Source organism: Pseudomaricurvus alkylphenolicus (assembly GCF_011683955.1).
GTDB lineage: Bacteria > Pseudomonadota > Gammaproteobacteria > Pseudomonadales > Cellvibrionaceae > Pseudomaricurvus > Pseudomaricurvus alkylphenolicus.
Window position 1 is genome coordinate 23291 of record NZ_JAAQPI010000031.1, and the last position, 22836, is coordinate 46126.

20 protein-coding genes are annotated in these 22836 nt (G+C 52.9%); 10 read left to right on the forward strand and 10 right to left on the reverse strand.

Features of this window, described 5'->3' with window-relative positions; all coding sequences use genetic code 11:
- Positions 1-323: 323 nt before the first annotated feature.
- On the reverse strand, positions 324-545 hold the full coding sequence (locus HBA55_RS35510) for a hypothetical protein (protein ID WP_167000624.1): 222 nt from the start codon (positions 543-545) through the stop codon (positions 324-326).
- A gap of 189 nt (positions 546-734) precedes the next feature.
- On the opposite strand from HBA55_RS35510, the gene HBA55_RS35515 reads away from it, so the two are divergent.
- The 4 genes from HBA55_RS35515 to HBA55_RS35530 all read left to right on the forward strand — a co-directional run bounded on the left by HBA55_RS35515 (position 735) and on the right by HBA55_RS35530 (position 5579).
- A complete protein-coding gene (locus HBA55_RS35515) occupies positions 735-1184 on the forward strand; it encodes a DUF1289 domain-containing protein (protein WP_167000626.1) in 450 nt (149 codons plus the stop codon).
- A 269-nt stretch (positions 1185-1453) separates the two neighbouring features.
- Positions 1454-3895, forward strand: coding sequence for a methyl-accepting chemotaxis protein (locus HBA55_RS35520; protein ID WP_167000628.1), 2442 nt, complete (start codon positions 1454-1456; stop codon positions 3893-3895).
- A 55-nt stretch (positions 3896-3950) separates the two neighbouring features.
- Positions 3951-4586 carry a MiaE family protein gene (locus HBA55_RS35525; RefSeq protein ID WP_167000630.1) on the forward strand — a complete coding sequence of 212 codons (636 nt, stop codon included), beginning with the start codon at positions 3951-3953 and terminating at the stop codon, positions 4584-4586.
- A gap of 9 nt (positions 4587-4595) precedes the next feature.
- Positions 4596-5579, forward strand: coding sequence for a 2Fe-2S iron-sulfur cluster-binding protein (locus tag HBA55_RS35530; RefSeq protein ID WP_167000632.1), 984 nt, complete (start codon positions 4596-4598; stop codon positions 5577-5579).
- On the opposite strand, the gene HBA55_RS35535 is transcribed toward HBA55_RS35530, so the two are convergent.
- The 6 genes from HBA55_RS35535 to HBA55_RS35560 form a co-directional block, all read right to left on the reverse strand.
- Entirely contained in the window at positions 5549-5956 is a 408-nt protein-coding gene (locus HBA55_RS35535) for a CBS domain-containing protein (protein ID WP_167000643.1), read from the reverse strand. The genes HBA55_RS35530 and HBA55_RS35535 overlap by 31 nt on opposite strands.
- Positions 5956-6306, reverse strand: coding sequence for a P-II family nitrogen regulator (locus tag HBA55_RS35540; protein WP_167000645.1), 351 nt, complete (start codon positions 6304-6306; stop codon positions 5956-5958). Before HBA55_RS35540 ends, HBA55_RS35535 begins: the two co-directional genes overlap by 1 nt.
- Before the next feature lie 2 nt (positions 6307-6308).
- On the reverse strand, positions 6309-7106 hold the full coding sequence (locus HBA55_RS35545) for a DUF1538 domain-containing protein (protein WP_167000647.1): 798 nt from the start codon (positions 7104-7106) through the stop codon (positions 6309-6311).
- The gene (locus HBA55_RS35550; protein ID WP_338109505.1) at positions 7106-7840 is read right to left on the reverse strand and encodes a DUF1538 family protein; all 735 of its coding nucleotides are present in this window, start codon (positions 7838-7840) and stop codon (positions 7106-7108) included. The genes HBA55_RS35545 and HBA55_RS35550 overlap by 1 nt, the downstream gene beginning before the upstream one ends.
- 146 nt (positions 7841-7986) lie before the next feature.
- Positions 7987-8409 carry an acyl-CoA thioesterase gene (locus HBA55_RS35555; RefSeq protein WP_167000649.1) on the reverse strand — a complete coding sequence of 141 codons (423 nt, stop codon included), beginning with the start codon at positions 8407-8409 and terminating at the stop codon, positions 7987-7989.
- A gap of 23 nt (positions 8410-8432) precedes the next feature.
- Complete coding sequence (locus tag HBA55_RS35560) at positions 8433-9581, reverse strand: iron-containing alcohol dehydrogenase (RefSeq protein ID WP_167000651.1); 1149 nt, start codon at positions 9579-9581, stop codon at positions 8433-8435.
- 266 nt (positions 9582-9847) lie between these two features.
- On the opposite strand from HBA55_RS35560, the gene HBA55_RS35565 reads away from it, so the two are divergent.
- The 4 genes from HBA55_RS35565 (at position 9848) to HBA55_RS35580 (ending at position 14664) form a co-directional block, all read left to right on the forward strand.
- Entirely contained in the window at positions 9848-10738 is an 891-nt protein-coding gene (locus tag HBA55_RS35565; RefSeq protein ID WP_167000653.1) for a LysR substrate-binding domain-containing protein, read from the forward strand.
- Positions 10739-10818: 80 nt separating this feature from the next.
- The gene (locus HBA55_RS35570) at positions 10819-11715 is read left to right on the forward strand and encodes an HpcH/HpaI aldolase/citrate lyase family protein (protein WP_240946457.1); all 897 of its coding nucleotides are present in this window, start codon (positions 10819-10821) and stop codon (positions 11713-11715) included.
- A gap of 78 nt (positions 11716-11793) precedes the next feature.
- A complete protein-coding gene (locus HBA55_RS35575; RefSeq protein WP_167000655.1) occupies positions 11794-12291 on the forward strand; it encodes a hypothetical protein in 498 nt (165 codons plus the stop codon).
- A 174-nt stretch (positions 12292-12465) separates the two neighbouring features.
- A complete protein-coding gene (locus HBA55_RS35580; RefSeq protein WP_167000657.1) occupies positions 12466-14664 on the forward strand; it encodes a TonB-dependent receptor in 2199 nt (732 codons plus the stop codon).
- 185 nt (positions 14665-14849) lie between these two features.
- On the opposite strand, the gene HBA55_RS35585 is transcribed toward HBA55_RS35580, so the two are convergent.
- Together HBA55_RS35585 and HBA55_RS35590 are read right to left on the reverse strand one after the other, a co-directional pair.
- Positions 14850-16343, reverse strand: coding sequence for a hypothetical protein (locus HBA55_RS35585; RefSeq protein ID WP_167000659.1), 1494 nt, complete (start codon positions 16341-16343; stop codon positions 14850-14852).
- Positions 16344-16348: 5 nt separating this feature from the next.
- On the reverse strand, positions 16349-17770 hold the full coding sequence (locus HBA55_RS35590; protein ID WP_167000661.1) for a rhomboid family intramembrane serine protease: 1422 nt from the start codon (positions 17768-17770) through the stop codon (positions 16349-16351).
- Between the two features lie 142 nt (positions 17771-17912).
- Between HBA55_RS35590 and HBA55_RS35595 the strand changes: the two genes are divergently transcribed.
- Together HBA55_RS35595 and HBA55_RS35600 are read left to right on the forward strand one after the other, a co-directional pair.
- Complete coding sequence (locus tag HBA55_RS35595; protein WP_167000663.1) at positions 17913-18899, forward strand: ABC transporter substrate-binding protein; 987 nt, start codon at positions 17913-17915, stop codon at positions 18897-18899.
- A 4-nt stretch (positions 18900-18903) separates the two neighbouring features.
- Positions 18904-22095: a hybrid sensor histidine kinase/response regulator gene (locus HBA55_RS35600; RefSeq protein WP_167000665.1), complete on the forward strand. Its 3192-nt coding sequence runs from the start codon at positions 18904-18906 to the stop codon at positions 22093-22095.
- Between the two features lie 11 nt (positions 22096-22106).
- On the opposite strand, the gene HBA55_RS35605 is transcribed toward HBA55_RS35600, so the two are convergent.
- Positions 22107-22799, reverse strand: a complete 693-nt coding sequence (locus tag HBA55_RS35605) for a DUF3047 domain-containing protein (protein WP_167000667.1) — start codon at positions 22797-22799, stop codon at positions 22107-22109.
- Positions 22800-22836: the final 37 nt, after the last annotated feature.

Below are 22836 nucleotides of genomic sequence, written 5' to 3' on the forward strand. Positions count from 1 at the left end.
CATCTCTAACCAGGATCGCTGGTGGACAAGGCTATCGGTGGCACTCCATCGATGGGCTAGCGGTTACACCTGGCTGGATCTCCAAACAGCCGACCAGCCTTGTAGTTTGACTACAAGATACTCCGCTAACGGGGCGCATATTCTACACGAATGCCAATCCTTAGTTAAGTTGACTTGGAAATCAGCTACTTATAGTCATTATAAGCAGGACGAATAATGATCAAGGCAACCCGTGTTATAGCCCGATTCGGGATCGGCCATGGCCTGAGAATAGCAGTGATTAATGACAGATTTAGGGGAGGGGAAAGGACGAAAAAACAGCTTCAGCAACCCCGGGTCACGACAAAGCTGTCTTCACCCAGGTTTTCCAGTTGGTAATTGACCAGATCGGTCAGTTCCTGTGCGGAATGATGCTGGCGCATCTGCCCCAGCAGCTCGGTCAGCAGGGCGCGTCCCATACCTTCACGGGTCATGGAGCTTTCGGCATCCGCTGTTTCCAGGGCATCGTCAATGCAGTGTTTGGCGACTCGAAATTCTCCAGCCATAGTATCAATATCTCCACAATAGGTTCGATCCGAGGATGGCGGTTTCTCCAGGTGGCCTTAGCGTGCCAGTTTGGAGCAAACAACCGAGTTCAAAATACCCAGCATATCGATTCGCTGCTGTGTTCCCTTGATCTATGTCATATAATCCGCAACGCCAAGGAAATAACCACCAATAAACAAAGAGGTAGCATGTTCAAGCGGGTACGAACTCCCTGTGTTGGGGTATGTTCCACGGGGATTGGGGATGACGTCTGCCGCGGATGCAAGCGATTCGCCCATGAGGTCAACCACTGGAACGCTTATACCAATGACCAACGCTATCTGATTGCACAGCGCCTGGACGCATTTCTGGTGCAGGTGGTCAGCAGTAAATTGGTGATCCGGGATGAAGAACGGTTATTAGCGGCCATTAAACACCAACAAATCCAGTTCAAGCAGGAACAAGATCCGTATTGCTGGGTATTTGACTTGCTGAAAGCGGGCGCCAGCCAGATCTCAGATCTGGGCGTGTATGGCCTTGAATATCATCCCGACTGGCAGAATCGCTCTCTGGTCGCCATAAAAGATGCCATTGATTCAGACTACTACACACTTTCCTGCGCGCATTATGAGCGTTATTTTTCTGTGACCGCGATCTAGCCTCTATTCAATACCTATCAGTCTCCTGGACTTTCCATTTCGGTCGGTAATCACCGGAGTCGCTGCGGGGTTTCAATTTGTAGGTCCATTTGTTCGGGCTATGCTTTAGTCATGTACATGGACATATGGGTTTGACGCGTAACCACAAACACCTTAAGTCAATGACTTTTGCACAATTGTGGTGCATGGGGTTTAGGGAAGAGCCTTCGATCAGGCCTTTCAAACGACAAAGATCGTTCTGAGAATTCGCTCAACCTAAGGTGTGTACAATGAGAGTCAAAACCCGTCTGACCGCAGTCTCTGTTTTAATGGGTGTGATTCCGGTGATTATCGCCAGTCTGGTGATTGGCGGAATCGCTTACTCTTCCGGCCGGGATGCCCTTAACCGTAAGGCCGCTGATAACCTGCAGTCACAACGGCAAGTCAAACAGAGTGAAATCGAACGCTACATCGCCGAGATTCGACAGCTGTTGGTCAGCCAGGCGCGAAGTTACTGGATGGCTGAAGCCGCGCGTGAATTTACGGAAAGTTTTGCGGCTTATGCGATAGAAAGCCCGCAGACGTTGTCCGATTCAGGGGCTGTCGTCGCTACACAATCAGATGTAGAAACCAATGTTGAAACCCAGACTACAGCTGATACCGACGTTGCAGGCACAGATTTAAATGCGGCCTCGTCGACGGTTACCGCCACTTCGGTCGATCAGGACCTCGAACGATTTTACCGGGATCAGTTCAATCAACTTTATCAACAGAAAACCGGGCACAGCGCGAATATTTCCGAGTTGCTCGGCGGTCTGTCGCCGCAATCCAAAGCGCTTCAGGCTACTTATATTGCGCGCAATCCCCACCAGCTTGGTGCCAAGGACAGTTTGCTCAGTGGCGGTGATACCCGCGACTACGATCTCTATCACAAACTTTATCATCCGGCGATTCGGGATTTACTGCAGGCATTCCACCTCTACGATATTTTTATCGTGGAGCCGGACAACGGCCTGATTGTTTATTCCACATACAAGGAGCTGGACTTTGCCACCTCTTTGCTCAATGGTCCTTATCGCAACTCTGGCTTGGCAGAGGCCTTTCGACAGGGTAAAGCGCTTTCGGAAGGCGAAACCGCGATCGTTGATTTTCGACCCTACCTTCCTTCCTACGAAAGTGCAGCGGCCTTTGTCAGTTCACCCATTATAGATGACGGTGAACTGGTCGGTGTGTTGGTATACCAAATGCCCCTGGATACGATCAATACCATCATGACCTATGGAGGCGATTGGAACAGTGCAGGGCTTGGCGATAGCGGCGAAACCTATTTACTGGGAAAAGACAGGAAACTCAGAAGCGCGAGCCGTTTCCAGCTTCAAGATTCCGCTGGCTTTGTGGAGGCTTTGAACCGCGCAGGCGTTGGCAACAGCACAGTGGAATATTTTAAGCGGGGTGGATCTGCCATCGGAATACTGGAAATTAATACCGTCGCAGCTAGCAGCGCAATAGAGGGTAAAACCGGCTTTGTTATTCAGCAGGATTATCGCGATGTTTCTGTTTTATCCGCTTATGGTCCGCTCAATATTCCCGGTGTGGAATGGGCAATTCTAAGCGAGCAGGATGAATCAGAGGCCTTTGCAGCGGTTGAAACCCTGCGCCGGGAAATTATCACAACGGTGTTGGTTTTTACATTGGTTGTCATCGCAGCTGCGGTTGGACTCGGGCTCTACAATGCCCGTGTGGTCGCCAACCCCATTGTTTACCTCAGTCGCAAAGTCCAGGAAATTCAGCAGGACAACAATCTGCGTATTGAGATTGAACCCAAGGGCGACGAAGAAGTACAGGCGCTGGCGGCGTCCGTCAATGCCCTGGTGGCACAGCTACGCGGCAACTTCGATACGGTGCAGGGCGCGGCTCAAGAGCTTCGGCGCTCTGCCGGTTCGCTCAATAACGCCATGAGTGAGGTGATGTCGGCCATTGAAGAGCAAGGGGGGCGTTGCGATCTTCAGGCCAGTGCATCGACACAGATGGAAGCCACTGTTCAAGAGGTCGCCCGCAATGCCGCTGAAACAGCCGAGCAAACCCGAACAGCCACTGAGTTGAGCGTTAAAACCCACAATTTGATTGACGGTTCCGTTGCCGGCTTCCAAAAGCTGGCGCAAGATATCCAGAAAGCCGCACAGGTGGTAGGCAGTGTCGACAAGGGGTCACAGGATATCGGAGTGGTACTTGATGTAATCCGGGGGATTGCAGAACAGACCAATCTGCTGGCCCTCAATGCGGCTATTGAAGCAGCACGGGCGGGTGAAGCCGGGCGCGGTTTCGCCGTGGTGGCCGATGAGGTGCGCAACCTGGCCAGCAAAACGGCTGAGGCAACCACCGAGATTGATGAAATGATCAGTAATCTGCAGCAATCCAGTCAGCAGGCCGTCAGCTCAATGGCTTCCGGTGGAGAGAGCCTGCAGGATAATCTGGAAAAAATCGCCAATATTCAGTCGGCCATTGAACAGGAAACACAAATTATTGACCGCATCGCCAGTATGAATTTGCAGGTGGCGACGGCCGCTGAACAGCAAACGTCAGTGGCGGGGGAGATCAGCCAGGGCGCCAACGACATCAATCAGTCCTCGCAGACAACCAGCCAACAAGTAATCAGTCTGGTGCAGATGAGCCGGGATCTGGGGCAGCTATCCGACCAATTGACGGAGATCGTTGAGCACTACCAGGTTTAGGCGGGGTCCGGGTATAATGCCGGTCTTTTCGTAACACAGATCGGACTCTGAACACATGGTTGATATTTCACCAATACTGTCCTTCCTCAAGTGTCGCACGCCCGATGCCTGGGTGCAGGCGGCTCTGGAAAACCTCGAAACGGTACTGCTCGATCATGCCGCCAACGAGATGAAAGCGGCGCAGTCCGCCATGACTCTGATGTCCAAGAATCCCACCAAAATTGACCTGCTTAACAAAATGAGCCGACTGGCCAGAGAGGAGCTGGTGCATTTTGAACAGGTACTGAAGATCCTGAAAAAGCGTGGTATCGAATACCGGGCGATCAGGGCCAGCAGTTACGCTTCCAGTATGGCTCGCCATATTCGCAAGGAGCAGCGCCAGAACTTTGTGGATACGCTGATCGTAGGGGCCATTATCGAAGCTCGCTCTTGTGAGCGTTTTGAAGCATTGGCGCCGCACCTGGATGAGGAACTGAACAAGTTTTATCTGTCGCTCCTGAAATCGGAAGCCCGACATTTTCAGGATTATTTGCACTTGGCAGATAAGTACGCCCAGGAATCGATTGATACCAGAGTCGAATTCTTTCTCGCTTTGGAACAGGATGCCATTTTATCTCCGGATCCGTTGTTTCGATTCCATTCGGGATTACCGGTACGCAACGAGTACTCGTCTGCTGTTGCGGGAGCTTGAGAAACCTTTATGGCCAAGCTGCGGTTTGAAGATCAGTGCTTGCCCGTGCAGCCGGGTGAGTCTGTCTTGCAGACGTTGTTGCGCAGCGGCACGCAGGTACCCCACAGTTGCCATCGGGGTCTTTGTCACACCTGTGTGTTGATCAGCCCGGATCCGGTTCCAGAACATGCCCGGGAAAGTCTGACGCCCTTGCAAAGGCAGCAGGGAGCATTTTTGGCCTGTTGCTGTTATCCCGAAGGGGATCTGCGAATACATCGTCCAGACACCAATGGTCGTCAACAGGCGCGGGTAACAGGAAAACGCCTGCTGAATAACAATGTAGTAGAACTTAGCCTCGAAGTGAGATGTCGCTGGCGGGCGGGCCAGAATATTATTCTCTGGCGTCACAAAAATCTGGGCAGGCCCTATTCAATTGCCAGTGATCCTGCCCGGGATGGACTCATTAAACTGCACATAAAGCGCCATGCATTCGGAGAAGTCAGCAGATGGGTTTTCGATCAGGTGAAGCAGGGTGACTTTTTGGAGGTTGGGACACCGGAAGGACACTTTTATTACGATACCGATTACAGTGACGCACCGTTGTTATTGGTGGGAAATGGCACCGGATTGGCGCCACTGTTCGGAATTCTGCAGGATGCACTGCAGAACAATCACAGTGGCCGCATCGATCTCTATGCGGCTGCCGCTAAATCTGACGAACTGTATTTGGTTGAAGAGCTGAGAAAACTCCGCGCAACATACCCGCAGTTTCGCTATCACCCGGTTGTTACCAGTGGCGAGGCGCTGCTTGAAGAGGGCAAACAGCAGGATGACCTGGCTTCACTGATTCGCGACCGGCACAGAGAACTGCGCCAGACACTTATCTACCTATGTGGGTCCGCTTCTATGATAGAAGCGGTTTCCAAGACTTGCTTTTTTAACGGTGCCAAACGCAGCCATATTATGACTGACGCATTTGTCAGTCAGGAATCCGCCAGCTCGCACAGCCCTTGAAACACCAACTCGTTGTAGCTGACGATTCCTCGAACCTGACCGTTCTCAACCACCGGCGCGTTGGACAAGCCAAAGCGCTCGAACAGTCGCGCGCAATAGCGAACATCCAGATCCGGCTCCAGTGTGATCACCGGTTTGGACATGATTTCGTAGATATTAACTCGCTCTGCGGATCGGTTTTTGGCCAACACTTTTTTGGCGATATCGGATAGCAGGACAATACCATAGGCGTCGTGTTCATCCCGTTTTTTAACGATGACAACATCAGCTTTGTCGGCTTTCATCAGTGCTAACGCCTCGGATACTGTTGCCAATCCATCGAGTTCCAAGTGTTTTTCGTGCATGACATCACGGGCTTTAATCACTTGCTTGTTCATTACAATAGCTCCTTGACGTTACCGGTGATTTTTTCGACCTGTTGAACAACGCCGACAGCGTCTTCCACATCGAGTTGAAAAGCAATGCCTGTACCGGGTTTTTCGTCGAACTGGCCGACGCGGTTAATTTCCTCCAATATGGAGCGACTGAGATGTTCTTCCACCAGAAAAACAATCATATCTCGCTGAGTGTCCAGCGACAGGCCAAAGAAGGTTTTGGATTTGTTCATACCTTCACCGCGGGCATTATTGACCACCGTTGCGCCAGTGGCTCCCGCGGTTCGAGCTGCGTCTAGTATTACATCGGTTTTTTCATCTTCGACAAACACAACAATCATTTTAAAGTGCATAGTCAGTCACCTAGTCGTACGGTTTTTCGGGCGGATCTGGCAAGCAACTCTGAGAGTTGAGCGTAGGCCATGACCGAAATAATTGGGAACAGGCTGGCAAAGGCGATCAACCCGAAGCCATCGATCAGGGGGTTGCGACCCGGCACGGTTTCGGACAGACCGAGTCCCAGTGCTGCCACCAGTGGTACGGTTACCGTGGAAGTGGTTACACCGCCGGAGTCGTATGCCAGGGGAATAATCAATTTGGGCGCAAAGGCCGTTTGCAGCACCACCAGAATATAGCCGACAATGATGTACCAGTGAATCGGATCGCCGGCAACGATGCGGTAACAACCCAGGGAAATACCCACGGCCACACCCAGAGCAACAGCAATACGCAATCCCCATACACCGATGGCACCACCGGAAACCTCGTTGGCTTTGATGGCAACCGCAATCAGCGAAGGCTCGGCGATGGTAGTGCTGAATCCAATCAGGAAGGCGAACATATAAACCCAGAAATAATCGCGCCAGTCCAGATCTGCGGCAAGTTGCGAGACGACCTCGGTACCATGAATAAATACCGGGTCTGTCAATTGCTCTGCCATCAACCGACCGAGAGGAAACAGGCACCATTCCAGTCCCAGAAGAAACAAGGATAAACCCAATAACACCCAGACAAACCCCGCGAGAATTGTCGGCAAGTTGGCGGGTACCTTGCGAATCACCGCGAACTGAAATCCAAAAATAATGACAGCGATCGGTAGCACGTCCTTGATGGTGCCCAGACTGACAGACAGGATCTGATTTAAGACTTCCATCAAATGGTCATCCCATAAGCCATAACAAAGATAATTGGCGTCAGCGACGCGAAGGCGATCAACCCGAAGCCATCGATCATCGGATTGCGTCCTTTGATGGACGAAGCCAGACCGACCCCCAGCGCGGTCACCAGTGGCACCGTGATGGTAGAAGTGGTCACTCCGCCGGAGTCATAGGCGATACCAATAATCTCACGCGGAGCAAACGCCGTCATAATCACCACTAACACATAACCGCCAATAATAATCCACTGGATAGGCCAGCCTTTGATAATGCGGATCACGCCTATGACAATGGCGACTCCGACAGATACCGCCACAGTCATTCTCAGACCAAAGGCGTAGTCCTCTTTTGCTTCCCCGGTGGCGGCGATGATTTGACCATCGGCTGCAATGCTGGCGGCCTCCGATGCAACGGCAATTAACGCCGGTTCGGCGATGGTGGTACCGAAGCCGAGCGCAAACGCAAATACCAATAGCCAAAATACGCTGCCTTTACGGGCAAAGGCGTGGGCCATGGACTCGCCAATCGGAAACAGACCCTGCTCCAGGCCGTGAATAAAAAATGTCAGCCCCATGATGACAAACACAACCCCGCCAATCAGTTGCCCGACATTCGGCAGGGGTTGCTGCAACACCACCAATTGGAAGAACAGAATAACCGCAACAATGGGTGCCAGATCCCGGATACTGCCAGTCATGGAGCCCAATAGTTTTTTCAGCGTGCCGAACACTCAACACCATCCCCCAAGTTGAAAGCCATAAGGATAGTCTGGTTTTGCATATTGAGATTTGATTTACAACAAGGGTACTTCGATTAGGTTATCGCATACCCTTGTCGGGGTAGAAAAGAGGGATTATGAGGGGCTTCAGCGACGAATTAATGGCTGAGTTTTTCCAACGCCGCACGCAGTAATTCGGGGATGGGCGTCGGGCGCTGGTTATCCCGATCTACAAACACGTGAGTAAAGGTACCCTCCGCAGCGGCCTGGGTTTCCCCCTCACGGAAAATGCCAATGCCGTATTCAACTGAGCTGTTGCCCAGGCGATTGACGCGCAGGGCCCCCTGTATTTTGTCCGGATAGGTCACCGCAGCATGGTAGGTGCACTGGGAGTTCACCACAAAACCGATGGTATCCCCGTTATGGATATCCAGTTTACCTTCTTCGATCAAATAGGTATTGGCCACGGTATCGAAGTAAGAGTAATAGGTGACGTTATTCACATGACCGTAGATGTCGTTATCCATCCAACGGGTGGTAATGGGTAAAAAGTAGCCGTAGTCACTTCGGGTTGTCGGCATGGGGTCACTCTCTGGTTGAATAGTTAAAAGACGGCACGATAAATCGCCAGGGCATCCGCTTCACTGACCTCGCGGGGATTATTGACCAGCAATCTTTGCTGCAACATGGCGTCGGCAGCCAGGATTTCCAGACTCTTTTCCTTGACCCCCGCATCGCGCAGACGGGTCGGCAGACCAACCGAGTCGATCAGCTGTTTCAGCCACTGAATCATGGCTTGGGTTTTCTGATCGGCAGTCGCGTAATCGTTAGATGGCACCAGGACATCGTAGAGCTCTGCATAGAGATCGGCAGCGGCACTGGCGTTGAAGCGTAATACTTCAGGCAGAACCAGTGAATTACTGAGGCCGTGTGGTATATGGTAATGGCCGCCGAGAGGGTAGGCCAAAGCGTGTACCGCGGCGACGGGCGCATTGGCGAAAGCCTGGCCGGCGAGACAGGCGCCCAACAGCATTTGCTGTCGGGCCTCGAGATCTTCACCATTTTCAACCGCAGTGAGTAAACTCCCGGCCATCAGCTTCAAAGCTTCTCTCGCCAGCATATCAGAATATGGGTTCTTCTTGTGCGCGCTGGTGTAGGCTTCAATGGCATGTACCATAGCGTCAATACCCGTTGCGGCGGTGATATGACCAGGCAGCCCGACTGTCAGCTCGGCATCCAAAATGGCTAGATCGGGAAGAAGAATAGGGGACACCACGCCGGTCTTGGTGGTTTCGCCGGTGGTGACGATGGCCACCGCTGTCACCTCTGAGCCCGTACCAGCGGTAGTGGGAATCAACACCAGGGGCAGTCGCGGGCCCTTGGCTTGTTCAACCCCATAAACCTGATCCAGAGACTCCCCGGAACAGGCCAGCAGGGCAATCAGTTTGGCTGTGTCCATAGAGCTGCCACCACCAAAGCCGATAATGCCATCAGCCTGCATGGATTGGGCCTTAGCAAGGGCCTCAAGTACTACGGACTCCGGTGGATCCGCCACGACATCGCAGTAGCTGTCACTGGGCAATTGCCCCAGCACATCCTCGAGTTGGTCGAGCAAGCCGGCAGAAACAATCCCTCTGTCTGTAACGATTAATGGCCGTTCCATACCCAGCTGGCGGCAGTAGTCAGGTAGCTCTTTCAGGGCGCCCGGCCGACTGACCAGGGAGCGAGTGGTGGTGAACGTAAAAGGCTGCATTATCTCGATCCTATGGGAATTGCATTGATTTTGCCTGTATATAGGACATATTCATAATTTATAGTTTCAATACAAATATTCGCCAGATTTATATATTAATATTGACCCCCTTACACCACTAAGCCATTAACCGGCGCTGCCCAATTGACGCTACTGAAGCCGCGATAGCGCGGAGCTGGTCTTCAGCGGTGTCTGGAGTCTTGTTAAATACCATTCATTAATATTGTGTATACTAGTTGCATACCCATAACCTTGAGTGATAATCAGTGTCACTGCAATCCTTTGATCTCAATCTCTTGATTACTTTTGATACCTTGCTGGAAACCCGAAGTGTTTCCCGCACCGCTGAACGACTGTCTCTGACCCAGCCGGCGGTCAGTAACGCGCTGAGGCGGTTGCGTGAGCAGCTGGATGACCCTATTTTGGTTCGCAGCGGACAGGGCATGGAGCCGACTCCCAAAGCCCTGACTCTGGTTGCTCCCATCAAGCATGCTTTGCGGGATTTGGAAAGTGCTCTGCTGCCCACTCAACCCTTCGACAGTCGCCACAGCCAACGGCAGTTTGTGATCGCTGCGCCCGATTTTATTGGCGTTGAGCTGGTGTCTCGCTTGTTACCCGGCTGGCAGTCAGATGCTCCCGGTGTAGGTGTTACGATTCGGCACTTGCAGCGGCAGTCGGTGTTGGGTGGGTTGGAAAAAGGCGATATTGATCTGGCGATCGGTCGCTTTTTCGACGTTCCGTCGCGGTTTCAACGTCATACCTGGAAACGGGATCATTTGGTGTGTCTGGTGGCAGAGGATCATCCGCTACAGCGGGAACCGGTTTCTTTGCAGCGGTTCCTCGAGCAGACCCATGTTTGGGTGAGTAACAGTGGTCGTCGCGGAATGGTGGACCATTGGCTGGAAGAGCAGAATTGTCGACGCCAGATTGTGGCTACGCTCAGTACCTACACCGCAGGTGCGCTACTGGTCGGGGAAAGCCGACACGTAATGGTTGTAGCCAAGAGCTATGCCGAATACTTCTGTCGGCAGTTGCCTTTGCGATCCATTCCCCTGGGGTTTGATCCCGGATCCTTCAGCATTGACCTCCTTTGGCATCCCATTGTCAGCGGTGATAAAGGACACCGTTGGTTATTGGATGAAATTCTCGAACGGTAGGATGAGTTTCCAACGCTGACTTCCAATCCATCATTTTGTAAAATTGCCCGCCCAACGCAGTAAAGATTCAGGAATTCACAATGTCGAATAGCAGCTCTTCAACTCCCCTCCGCCCGCGTCGTTCGGCACTTTATATGCCTGGCGCCAATGCTCGCGCCATGGATAAGGCCCGCAGATTGGATGCCGATGCCGTTATTTTTGATCTGGAGGATGCGGTCTCTCCAGATAAAAAAGTCGAGGCCCGGGAGCAGGTGATCGACACTCTGGAGCAGGCTGGGTATGGCAATCGGGAGTTAGTGGTACGAATCAACAGTCTCGAAAGCGAGTGGGGGCGGGATGATCTTTTGGCGGTGTTAAAGGCCGGGGTAACCTTGGATGCGATCTGCATGCCCAAGGTGGAGACTGCCGCTCAGGTGCAAGCCGTGGCCGAGTTAATCGAAGCACATAGCTCACTGGATTTGAAAATCTGGCCCATGATCGAGACGCCATTGGGTGTGGCAAATGCTAAGCAAATTGCGGCCTCTCATCCGCGAATGACCGTTATGATCATGGGAACCTCAGACCTGGCCAAGGAAATGCGTATTCCCCATACACCGGATCGCATCGGGTTTATTTACGCATTGAGCGAGTGTGTGCTGGCTGCGCGATTGAACAACGCCGAGATTCTCGACGGAGTCTATCTCGATTTGAAGGACCCGCAGGGCTTTGAGGCCATATGCCAACAGGGGCGCAATCTGGGCTTTGACGGCAAGACCTTGATTCACCCCAATCAGCTGGAGGCCGCCAACCGGATATTCGGCCCGGCACCGGAGGAGGTGGATCGCGCCAGGCGTATTCTTGAGGTCTGGCAGCTGGCCCAAGCCGAAGGCAAGGGCGTCGCCGTGCTGGACGGCAAGTTGGTGGAAGTTCTGCACGTTGAAGAAGCCGAGCGTACCCTGGCGATTGCAGAGGCAATCGCTCAGCGCATTTCAAGCTGAATGGCACTTCCGGGGGACATAAAACTTTAACGAACATGCCTTAAAGTACTGCCGGCGCCTTTGATGAGAGAACTCCCCATGAGTGTTTTGAACACACGCTGGTTGTATTCCCCGATCCTGCTGATCATGTTGTTGCTTGGCGGCTGTATCAATATTTCCGCTGGCGCGGGTCCCAATGCTCAGCTGTATACGCTGCCTGCCGTTCATGATCTCTATTGCGACCGCTACCTGATCTACGATATGTGTGCACTGGACGTGGATTCCGATGGCACTGCGGATGCGCTTTACTTCGAGGACACCAAAGAGGTGTTTATGTACGACAAAGAGCATGAGTTGAGGATTGTGGGGGAGTTTGGCCTTCACCCCTGTGCGCAGATTATGGACCAGGAAATGAAGGGAGCAAGCAACCGACTGCTCACCATTTCAGACTTTATGCCACTGTCTCAAAAACTTGGTATCAAAAAACAATTGTTCAGTAGTTATCGGCGCTATTCTCCTAAGGTGGATGCCTGTCAGTCGGCCATTGCCAGCCGTGACGAAACCCCCTTTGGCGATCCGGACGATCTCGGTTTCTAGATCCCTGCCTTAACAACAGACACCTTTGAAGGCCCGTCAATCGGGCCGTTTAGCACCTGCCAACTATTTTTCTTTTTTTTGTCCCCCTCTTAAATCCGACTGCGTCTCCATGTCGAGTGCCTTCACAAGGCACCACACAATAACTCTAATACAATAACCAAGAGAGCCGTCGGAATGTCTAAGTCATCCGTGTCACGCACCCTATTGAGCTCCGCTGTCGCCCTGACAGTGGCTTCCACTATATCCCTTCCCACCTTTGCCGCCGGCGCTGCCGCAACCCTGATCGAAGAAATTCAGGTAATGGCCCGTAAGAAAAGCGCCGCTGAATCCGTACAGGACGTACCCCTTGCGATTACCGCCTACGGCGGTGAGCAGCTTGACAATATGTTCGTCAAGAATCTGACCGATATGAGCTATGCCGCCCCCAATGTTCAGCTTGAAGAGGTCGGCACCTTCCCTGGTGTTCAGAATTTCACCATCCGGGGGCAGGGTATTAATAGCTCCATTCCCAGTGTTGACCCCACTGTAGGTACCTTTATCGATGGAGTTTATCTGGGTATTACCCACGGTGCGGTGATCGATATGTTCGATCTGGAATCCGTTGAATTGCTTCGAGGTCCTCAGGGGCTGCTGTTCGGCCGCAACGTTACCGGTGGTGCGGTGGTACTGCGCTCGGCGCGACCAGACGGTGAATTTGGTTACCGCGCCCGTGCCCAGGTAACTGACAAGAATCTGTTTAACTTTGCCGGCTCGGTAGAAGGCACCCTGGTGGAAGACAAATTGTTTGCCAAGGTGGTGGCCTATTACAACGACGATCAGGGTTATTTTGATCGTGAGGGTGGAGAGGCGACTCCCGGTGTTTACTATCACAATCCAGCCGGGGACGGTGATATCGGTGAGCTGAAAACCAAATTTTTACGTCCGACATTTGTCTGGCAAGCTACGGAAGATCTGGACCTGACGCTGATTGCCGAAACCGGCGAGACCACTGGTGATGGTGCTGCCTGGACCAACGCCAGTGCTCAGCAGAGCGGCACCCAAGACGATTTCACCACCACCATGAACGAACAGGGTGAAACCGATATGACCTGGGACCAGGTCACTTTCGAAGCCAATTGGAATGTAGGATTTGGAGATGGCGTGATTACCAATATCCTGGGTTGGCGTCAGGTGGATGCCTTTTCAGTTGCCGACGTGGACGGCACGTCCGCTCCTATCTTTACCGTGCCCGCCTGGACTGAACAGGATCAGATCAGTAACGAGCTGCGTTACTCCGGTACCTTTATGGAAGGCAAGTGGGATCTGACCACCGGACTGTATTACTTCGAGCAGGACGTCTACTACCGTGAATCGCGTTATGTGGCCGGCGGTGCCTTGCGGATTGCTTTGGGAGGAGACATGGACCACAAAACCTGGGGCGCATTTGTCAACAATGATTATCACCTGACCGAGACGCTTACCCTGACCGCCGGTGTTCGATTTACCCGCGAAGAGAAAGAGGCCCAGGTGATCAAGGGGGGGCTCGATGGCAGCAGTCGGTGTTCCGATCTGCTGACGTTTAACTGCGAATTCGACGATCTCGAAGATACCTGGAATAACTGGACGCCGAAACTCGGCTTCAATTGGCACTTTACCGAAAGCGCCCAACTGTATGCGTTCTATACCCGTGGATTCCGCAGCGGCGGGGTGAATTTCCGTAACGCCAAACCCGATCTGATTCCCGCTGGCCCCACCAAGGAAGAGGCTCAGGGCAGTTTTGAAATCGGCCTCAAGTCCGACTGGATGGATGGTCGTTTCCGTCTCAATGCTGCTTACTTCTACAATGAGGTAGACGATATGCAGCGCGAGTTGAACCAGGGTGATGCCGATGTGGTTGTTCTGCAGGCGACCATCAATGCTGGTGATGTCACGATTCAGGGTGTGGAAGTGGACTTTGTCGCCCTGTTGGCGGATAACTTCTCTATCAACGGCTCAATCGGTTATACCCAGGGTCGTTATACCGAGGTGGATCCAGCCTTTGATATCTACGTGGGCACCGACCTGCCGCGTCTGTCTCCCTGGACTGCCAGTCTTGGCGCCACCTACGATGTGGATATGGGGGACGCCGGATTCTTGACCTTCCGGGCCAACTACAGCTTCCGCGATCGTGCAGCCTACAACGACGCCAATACCCATTACTTCGATCAACAACACGAATCCAGTGCCAGCGTGAATTACACCACTCCGGATGATCGCTGGAAACTGTCATTGTACGGTAAAAACCTGAATGACGAGGCCCGTTGGGGCAACCTGACGTCCATTGGCGGCGCCTATACCGCGGGTCCGATGCAAAAAGGTCGTGTTTGGGGTTTGGAGGCCGAATACCGCTATTAACCTCGGGTAAACGATTCCTCAATGTAGGATAGACGGGCTTTTGGAACCACCCGTCAGTTGGGCCGGCAATGTGCAACATTGCCGGCTTTTTTTGAGATTTAAAAGTCAGCAGAGTGCCATAACCGAAAATAGATGTGTGCGCTATTTCCGGAAATGGCACATACCCCCAATGCCTGGAACAAATGTCAACGAAACTCAATCGGCGGTAAATCGTTATTATTACCATCAGCCGGCTCAACAGGCTCCAACTCCAAGGTCGGTTTGGGCGCTGAGTCAACGGTCGGTTTAGGCCTGGTTTTCTGAGGAGACTTCTGAACTGGAGCCGCCGCAGTCTGCTTTTTCAACTGTGCAATCAGCTTATGACACGCCGGTAACTGAGCCGCCATCTTTGGTACCTGCTCCATGGCTTCCGCCATCAGATGATAAGCCTCCAGCAACAGCGGGTGCTCGGGGTGCTGCTTGTGCAGACCGTTGATCAATTTGATGGCTGTCATAAAATCACCACTGTCATGACAATCCCGGGCCAAGTGCACCCGCAGTTTAATATCTGTGGGCTGATACTCTGTATTCACATCACGGGCGCGCTTAAACACCCCACGCACTAATTCAGGCCGCCCCTGATCCTGCAACAGTTGCAGATAACTGCTGGTAAAATTGCCAATGTGCTCACGGTTTTTTGTGGCACACATAAAATTAAAACACATCTCAAACAGTTCACGATCATTGGCGTATTTGTGAACGCCCTCGGAAAACAACTTCAACGCCTTGCCGAACTGCCCCTCTTTCACACAAACGTCAATATGAGCCAGCAGACGGTCCCGATCTGAGCGTGCTTCGGAGTCTTCGTCGGTCTGGGCAACAAAACCCAGCTCAAACTGATACTGAAATAACATGTAACCCATCATGTGAAAAGCCACTACCGTGTAATAGTTACTGACGACGGATTGCAGTCCCAGACTCAGCACCGAAATCTGTGAACCAAAGAGACCACCAATGGCACCAACGGAACTGATCATGATGAGAATAAAACCCAGCAACAGGCCATAGGGCAGACCAATAGTGTGGATCAGTTTGATCGAGTTGAGCGGATTGAGCGCGAACAGCAGATTTTCTGACATGGCAAAATTGATCATCACCGCTGGCAGGCTGATAACCATCAGGGTTGCCAACAGACCGGCAGCAGTGGGCCCCAAATAGAGGCCAACGGCAACAACGGCGCCGCCCATGAGCACCAAAATCAGTATCAGACTGAGCATCAGGGCGACGCCACCTTCGTAAGCTGTAGTGATATCCGGCGGGTTTAGCTGACCGCGCGCGGTGCTTTCGAGGCAGCTGAAGCAATACTTCATCATAATGCCGGATAACACCAGTACCCCAAGCATGGCAAAGGGGGTAAAACTGAGCAGCGCCGATAAAAATGAAATCAGGGCAATAAATATCAGCGGTTGTGCTTGCAAGGGGTAGTGAAAGGTTTCCTGCAGACGACGCCAGAAGGGGGGGGCACTATTGCGTGCTCCCAGGGGGTCAAGGTCTTGTTGGCAGTGAAAGCAGCGTTGAGTGTCCCGGTAGGGGTCTTCGTTGATGCAATGTCCACAGAAATCGATGTCACAGTGTTGGCAGTGAAAAGCCGCAGGTGTGAGCGGGTGGTATTTGCAATAGTCCATGTCCTTGGTTCGCACTTTGATTATCCCTGCATCATGTCCCGCGCCTGGCGGGCATAGTATTGCTGTTTTTCCCGGTTGCTGTTCTGCGCAAAAGACTGCGCCAGCTTTTTGGCCAGTAACCCGGTTTTGGCCGGAGGGGGCGTGGCATTGGTCAATTGTTTAAACAGGGTCTCGGCACTGACGGGGTTTTCAAGCTGCACGAAGCTCAGCCCCAACTGCAGTCGTTGTTCGTCGTTCAAGTGGTCATGCAGCTGCGGGTGTTTCTTCCAGAGCGTTTCCAGGCGCTGGATCTGGGTGTTGCCCTCCGCCGGCATCGTCAACCATCGCAGCAGGTAGTCTTTGTGCTCGGGATGACCACTGGCTTCAGCCAATTGGCTGCGCAGAGCCGCGAGTTCAAAATTAAGGTCATATTGATCGATGGCCCGGTTCAGTTGTTTCAGTGCCGAGGGAAACTGGAAGCGCCCGATAGCGGTGTATATGGCCGCCAGGGCTTCGCGGTAGGGGTCTTGGTCCTGATCTTCTTCGATATATTCCTGATCGAACAGCTGTGGTTGCAACCACAAGGTCAGGGCAATCAGGGCTGCTCCCATCAAAAAACCGCCGGTGTGCGCCATAAATGCGACGTTGGAGCCGGTATCGGTGTAAAAGCTGTAGAGTTCCTTGCCGATATAAAAGGGCAGAATCACCAGGGCGGGGGCGCGGATGTACCCTACAAAGATAAAGAACCAATAAAAGAATTCGATTTTTTTCAGCCGGAAGACACCCAGGTACATGGCCATCACTCCGGAAATGGCGCCAGAGGCACCAATCAGGGAGGCGCTTTCCATGGGGTTGAAGAGCCAGTGCAGCAAGCCGCCGGCCACTCCGGACAGAAGGTAGAACAGCAGAAACCAGCGGTGGCCGATGGCGGCCTCCACCGCAAAGCCACAGATCACCAGGAAAAACAGATTTCCCAGCAGGTGCATGATGTCACCGTGCAGGAACTGGTGGGTGAGCAGGGTGACGGGGTTAAAGTTCTGGGGATTGAGTCCTAACGCCACATAGCTGACGGATTCTATGTGCTGGTTGATGAGTTTGCGCAGCGGTGCCCAGTCGTCGTAGCGCTCATAGGACATGTGATCCGGGTAGTTTTGGTGCAGATAGCGGTAGAAATCCACCCGCAGAAGCACATGGATGCTGACTATCTCGGGAGCATCTTGATACAGCTCCTGGAGTTCTTCGAGAGTTTGGGTTTCTTCCCTTTGGGTCAGATATTGTTGAAATATTGGCCACTCCAGCTCCAGCAGGTCCTGTTGCTGATAGAGATGCAGGGCTTGTTCAAATTCAGGATCATCTCCAGATTGGTAGAACAGAAACGCAAAAATATTGATGGCAACCAGCAGGCACAACACCACGGGCGCGCGCTGCCAGTCCAAGCGTTTTTCGGTGGGAAGAATGATCATAAAAACAACAGTCCCTGTTGGCTGCCCCTGGGATGGGCCTTGATTTTGGATACTAGCCGATTCGAACGCTGATAGACAGGGTGGACTTTTCATTTGAGCACTCAACTACCATACTGGGAGGGGATAACAAGGAATGCTATTGATGAACACAGGCCAGCCTTTTCGGCACGGGATAGCCATATATACAGTAAGGTTGATATTGGTGGTGCTATTGCTTGGGGGGTGCAGTGAACCGCCCGAAAAGCCCGTGACCATTGCTATTAACCCCTGGCCCGGCTACGAATTCCTGTACCTGGCCCAACAGAAGGGCTTTTTCGCCGCTTCCGGGGCCAATGTGGAGATGGTGCAGTTGATGTCTCTGGGGGACGCCCAGCGCGCCTATGTCAATGGCAGGGTGGATGGTCTCAGCAGTACCCTGATTGAGGCAGTGCAGGCCGAACACCTGGGTGGCCAGCCCTTGCAGGTGGTGCTGGTGGCCGATTATTCCAATGGCGGCGATGTGATTCTGGCATCCCGTGAGATTGAAAATGTCGCTCAGCTGAAAGGCAAAACCGTGGGCTGTGAAGTCTCCTCGCTGGGGATTGTGATGTTACAGAGGGCGCTGAGCAAAGCCGGTCTGAGTCTCAGTGATGTGACCGTACTCAATACCGAGCAGAGCGCAGGGCAGGAGCTGCTGGACCAGGGGCGTATCGATGCGTTTGTTTCTTATTCGCCCTTTTCCGTCAATGTGCTCAAGGACTCCCGCTATCACACCATTTTCAGCAGCGCAGAGATCCCCTTTGAAATTATTGACACCGTTGCCATCGCCAGCAGCGTGTTGGAACAACACCCGCATCTGGTGGCCAGTATTCATCAGGCCTGGCAGATGGCCCTGGATTACAGCGCGCATCATCCCGACGAGGCTCATGAGATTATGGCGCGTCGGGAGGGCATCTCGGTGGAGGATTTTCGCGAGGTACTCTCCACACTGGCACTGCTCGATATCAATAAACAACGTGAATTGTTCAGCAACCCCCAGATCATTGAGGCCTCGGCAAAATCCGTGTGTGACACACTGGTGCAGCTGGGTTCGCTGGAAGGGGTGGATTGTGAGAAGCAGCACCCGTTAATGTATCGGGGAGAGCTCTGAAACTATGTCTCAGCGTTCCCGGTTCGATGGTTCGTTGGCGCTCAAACTCACAGCGCCAGCCACCTTGATCAGCGGACTGATCTTGTTGGCCCTGTTAATGGTGATGCAGGATTCCAGCCGCGAGACCTTACAGCAGCAAATGCTGATCCGCGCCGGTTATATCACCGACAGTCTGATCATTATGACCGAGATGGACAATACCCAGGCGTCACTGGCGCGGGCGGTCACCTCTCTGGCGAGTGCCAAAAATGTGCGCCGCTTGTCTGTCATCAAAGACCACAACCGTGAGCTTTGGCTGGATAACAAGGTACAACATGTTGGCATGCCTTTGTCACAAGGTTTTACCGAAAGCGAATGGCAGTTATTGGAGAATTATTTGAATGCACCGGAGCAAGAGAGCCGGGCTCTGTTCGTTGGCAATAATCTCTATTACCTGATGCGAATTAATCTGATCGACGAAACCTTTAACCGCCTGCGACCTCACACGATTTTACTCAATTACGATATCAGTGATGGCGTCTATGCAGAAAGCCAACGCCTGCAGGTGGTGATGGTGACGGTGGCGGTGGGTATGTTGTTACTGCTGGTGGCGGTCAGCGCCCTTCAGCGCCGTGGCGTTCTTAAGCCCGTCACCGCCATGATTAAAACTATTGAAAAGCAGAAGCGCGTCGATGAATTTATTCCCCTTCCGGTGGAATCGGGCGATGAACTTGGAACCTTGGCCAGCAGCTACAATCAACTCAGTCGCGACAGCAAGGAGCGGGAGGTCGAACTTGCCAATACCCGCAAGTATATTGATGCTATTGCCAACCAGGTACCGTTTCTGCTGGCTTATATTGATCGGGACAAGCGTTTCCAGTTTATCAATAACACCGGTGAGAGCTGGTTTGGACGGTCACCACAGGCATTGCAGGGTGAGCTCGTGCAAAGCTGCTTTGATACCGATCACTTCGATCTTTTTGATACACAGATGGATCGCGTGCTCGGTGGCGATAATGTCAGTTTTACGATGGAACTGCCGCTACCTCAGGCACCGGACAGTCTGCGTTTTGCACAGGTAAACCTCCTGCCGGACGCTGATGAACAGTTCAATGTGCGGGGATTTTTCCTGTCAGCGGAAGACGTTACCGAAATCAAAAACACCGAAGAACAACTGCACAAATACGCCAGTGATCTGGAGTTTCAGACCTGGGCTCTGGAAGATGCCCGGGACCGCGCCGAAGAAGCCACTCGCGCCAAGTCAGAGTTCCTGGCCAATATGAGTCACGAAATCCGCACACCCATGAACGGTGTGCTCGGCATGTTGCGCTTGCTTACCCGTGAACCGCTCAGTCAGCGTCAGGCACACTTTGCCAACATGGCTCGTTCCAGTGCCGATTCTTTATTGGTACTGATCAACGATATTCTGGACTTTTCCAAAATCGAAGCGGGCAAGTTGGAGTTGGAGGTCATTGAGTTTGACCTATTTGACCTGTTGGAAAATCTGGCCGACAGCGTTGAGTTTATGGCTCGCCAAAAGGGGTTGTCACTGCAACTGAAATTGCCCCTGGAATTGCATCACAAACTGATGGGCGATCCGGGGCGTTTGCGCCAAATTCTGACCAATTTCTGTAGCAATGCATGCAAATTCACACCACAGGGCGAAGTGACTCTGGAAGCGCAAATACTTTCTGCTGAATCTGAGAAGGAGGTGAGCTTCCTGTTTGCGGTCACTGATACCGGTATCGGTATTGCGGAGGCAAAACAGGCACATCTTTTTGACGCGTTTTCTCAGGTGGATGCTTCCACAACCCGTCAATACGGAGGAACCGGACTCGGGCTGTCCATTGCCAAACAATTGGTGGATCTGATGGGTGGGGAAATCGGTGTCAACAGTGTACCGGGGCAGGGCAGCTGTTTCTGGTTCAAGGTTTCACTGCCGATGGCTCAAGCCCTGCCGGCCTGGCCCAATCTGGTTAAGGAATTGAAGTTGGGGGAGACCTGGCTGATTCATCAGGGTGAAGTTCAAATGTTAATTTTGGAGACTCAGCTGCGTTTGCTCGGTCTTGCTCCGCTGCAGTTCCTGGATGTCCGCGATACAAAATCGCCCCAGTGGTCTTTGCTGCAGCAGGCATTAGAGACTGACCCCAAACCTCTGTTGGTGTTGAGCCAGACGCTGCGGCAATCTTACCCGGCGCTGTTCAATGCCGATGGTCCTGATCAGCAGCCGGCACTGCTGGCGGCATTGGAGAAACCGAGTGAAAAAGCGCTTTGGCTGCTGATTGAAACCGTGAACCAGAATGGGGCAGCCATCCCCGACCATTGCTGCCGACTTAGCCTGCCAGCGACTCCCGCCAAATTGATGCGCAGCTTGCGTCGTTCGGAGCCTTCGGTGCCGCAGCTGACTACCGAAGTCGGAGGGCATTGTGATGTACGTATCCTGTTGGTGGAGGATAACCGCATCAATCAGGAGGTCGCGCTGAATACTCTGGAGGAACTCGGTTATTGTGCCGATGTGGCGGACAACGGGGCGGTGGCGTTACAGGCCCTGGCTGATGCGGACCCCCCCTATCAATTAGTGTTAATGGATTGCCAGATGCCTGAAATGGACGGCTACGAGGCCACCGCCAGGATTCGGGACGGTCGCGATGGGGTAAGAGATACCGCGATACCGATTGTCGCGATGACCGCCAACGCCATGAAAGGCGACCGCCAAGCCTGTCTGGATGCGGGCATGAACGACTATATCGCCAAGCCGCTGGAGCCGGAAGTGATCGCATCGGTGTTGAGACACTGGTTGCCGCAAGCCCATACGAACTTGGCGAAACAAGCACCCCCGGAGACAACGACTTCCCAATCGACAGCGGCAACCGACAGTCTCTGGGACCAGGCCGCTTTGCTCAAACGGGTACGTAACAAACCGGAAAGAGTGGTCCATCTAATCGATCTGTTTTTGCAGGATATGCCCGACCGCCTGAAACAGCTCCAGCAACATATCGAACAGGGGAATCTGCTCGAAGTTGCCAGTATCAGCCATACCATTAAAGGGGTTGTTGGCAATTTGGGCAGTGAAGCTCTGCATCAGGTGATGGCTGAACTGGAGGCAGCCTGCCGCGAGTCTGACCTGAAGGCGTTGCAGGAGGCCTGGACGCAAGTACAAAGCCTGTCACAGCGGTTGCAGCAACAATTGCGCGAAGCCAGGGAATCATTGATTTGATTGTTTTATGATCATTTTTGCCTTGCCGACGGAACTTCAAAGCGAATCCGTCCAAAGTAGGCCAGGGTTTGCCCGCCACCGTTGTCGGCATCGGACATAATCGCAACACCAACAATTTCCTTAATGGGTTCACCGAAGATCCTCTGGTAATCCTCGGCAATGTTGACTTGCTCGCGACGCCACTGCCCCAGATGTTCAGTGCCGGCCTGCAGGGGAATCATCACGGCTCTTTCTGTAAAAGGGTTGGGCCAGTAGGGGGCAGGGGGCTCTGAATTGGCCCAAACGTAGCTCAAGACCTTGACCTGCCAGGGTAGGAAACCATCCTGGACAACCACATATACTCGCGCCGGAAAATCGTCGCCGGCCTTTTCTTGAGGATTGTTGGCCGGTAACAGGCGCTCCACCTTCCATTCCCAGGTCAACAGGGGGGTACGATTGAGATCTACCGCAATCTTCCTGTACAGGGCCGAAGCACTGTTATTGGCTGCCGCTCTTAATGTCGTCGTGCCGTCGTGCTCCACAATCTGATAATCGGTATGACCCACAAAACTCTCTTCCTCAAATGCCGACAGCCCTTCATTGCCGGGGTCCAATATGTTCAAGGGCGGTGTGGCCAAAGACGGACTCACCCAGGCAACCAACAGCAGGGCAAACAGCGGTAAATTGTAATGAGAGGTCAGTATCACGTGGGGCAATCCATCCATATTCCTGCACATTCAGACGCCCAAGTAGACGCCAAGT

Bases quoted from the DNA above. Each gene is read 5' to 3' on its own strand.
- HBA55_RS35510 (WP_167000624.1), bottom strand. From the start codon at position 545: ATGGCTGGAGAATTTCGAGTCGCCAAACACTGCATTGACGATGCCCTG.
- HBA55_RS35515 (WP_167000626.1), top strand. From the start codon at position 735: ATGTTCAAGCGGGTACGAACTCCCTGTGTTGGGGTATGTTCCACGGGG.
- HBA55_RS35520 (WP_167000628.1), top strand. From the start codon at position 1,454: ATGAGAGTCAAAACCCGTCTGACCGCAGTCTCTGTTTTAATGGGTGTG.
- HBA55_RS35525 (WP_167000630.1), top strand. From the start codon at position 3,951: ATGGTTGATATTTCACCAATACTGTCCTTCCTCAAGTGTCGCACGCCC.
- HBA55_RS35530 (WP_167000632.1), top strand. From the start codon at position 4,596: ATGGCCAAGCTGCGGTTTGAAGATCAGTGCTTGCCCGTGCAGCCGGGT.
- HBA55_RS35535 (WP_167000643.1), bottom strand. From the start codon at position 5,956: ATGAACAAGCAAGTGATTAAAGCCCGTGATGTCATGCACGAAAAACAC.
- HBA55_RS35540 (WP_167000645.1), bottom strand. From the start codon at position 6,306: ATGCACTTTAAAATGATTGTTGTGTTTGTCGAAGATGAAAAAACCGAT.
- HBA55_RS35545 (WP_167000647.1), bottom strand. From the start codon at position 7,106: ATGGAAGTCTTAAATCAGATCCTGTCTGTCAGTCTGGGCACCATCAAG.
- HBA55_RS35555 (WP_167000649.1), bottom strand. From the start codon at position 8,409: ATGCCGACAACCCGAAGTGACTACGGCTACTTTTTACCCATTACCACC.
- HBA55_RS35560 (WP_167000651.1), bottom strand. From the start codon at position 9,581: ATGCAGCCTTTTACGTTCACCACCACTCGCTCCCTGGTCAGTCGGCCG.
- HBA55_RS35570 (WP_240946457.1), top strand. From the start codon at position 10,819: ATGTCGAATAGCAGCTCTTCAACTCCCCTCCGCCCGCGTCGTTCGGCA.
- HBA55_RS35575 (WP_167000655.1), top strand. From the start codon at position 11,794: ATGAGTGTTTTGAACACACGCTGGTTGTATTCCCCGATCCTGCTGATC.
- HBA55_RS35580 (WP_167000657.1), top strand. From the start codon at position 12,466: ATGTCTAAGTCATCCGTGTCACGCACCCTATTGAGCTCCGCTGTCGCC.
- HBA55_RS35590 (WP_167000661.1), bottom strand. From the start codon at position 17,770: ATGATCATTCTTCCCACCGAAAAACGCTTGGACTGGCAGCGCGCGCCC.
- HBA55_RS35595 (WP_167000663.1), top strand. From the start codon at position 17,913: ATGAACACAGGCCAGCCTTTTCGGCACGGGATAGCCATATATACAGTA.
- HBA55_RS35600 (WP_167000665.1), top strand. From the start codon at position 18,904: ATGTCTCAGCGTTCCCGGTTCGATGGTTCGTTGGCGCTCAAACTCACA.
- HBA55_RS35605 (WP_167000667.1), bottom strand. From the start codon at position 22,799: ATGGATGGATTGCCCCACGTGATACTGACCTCTCATTACAATTTACCG.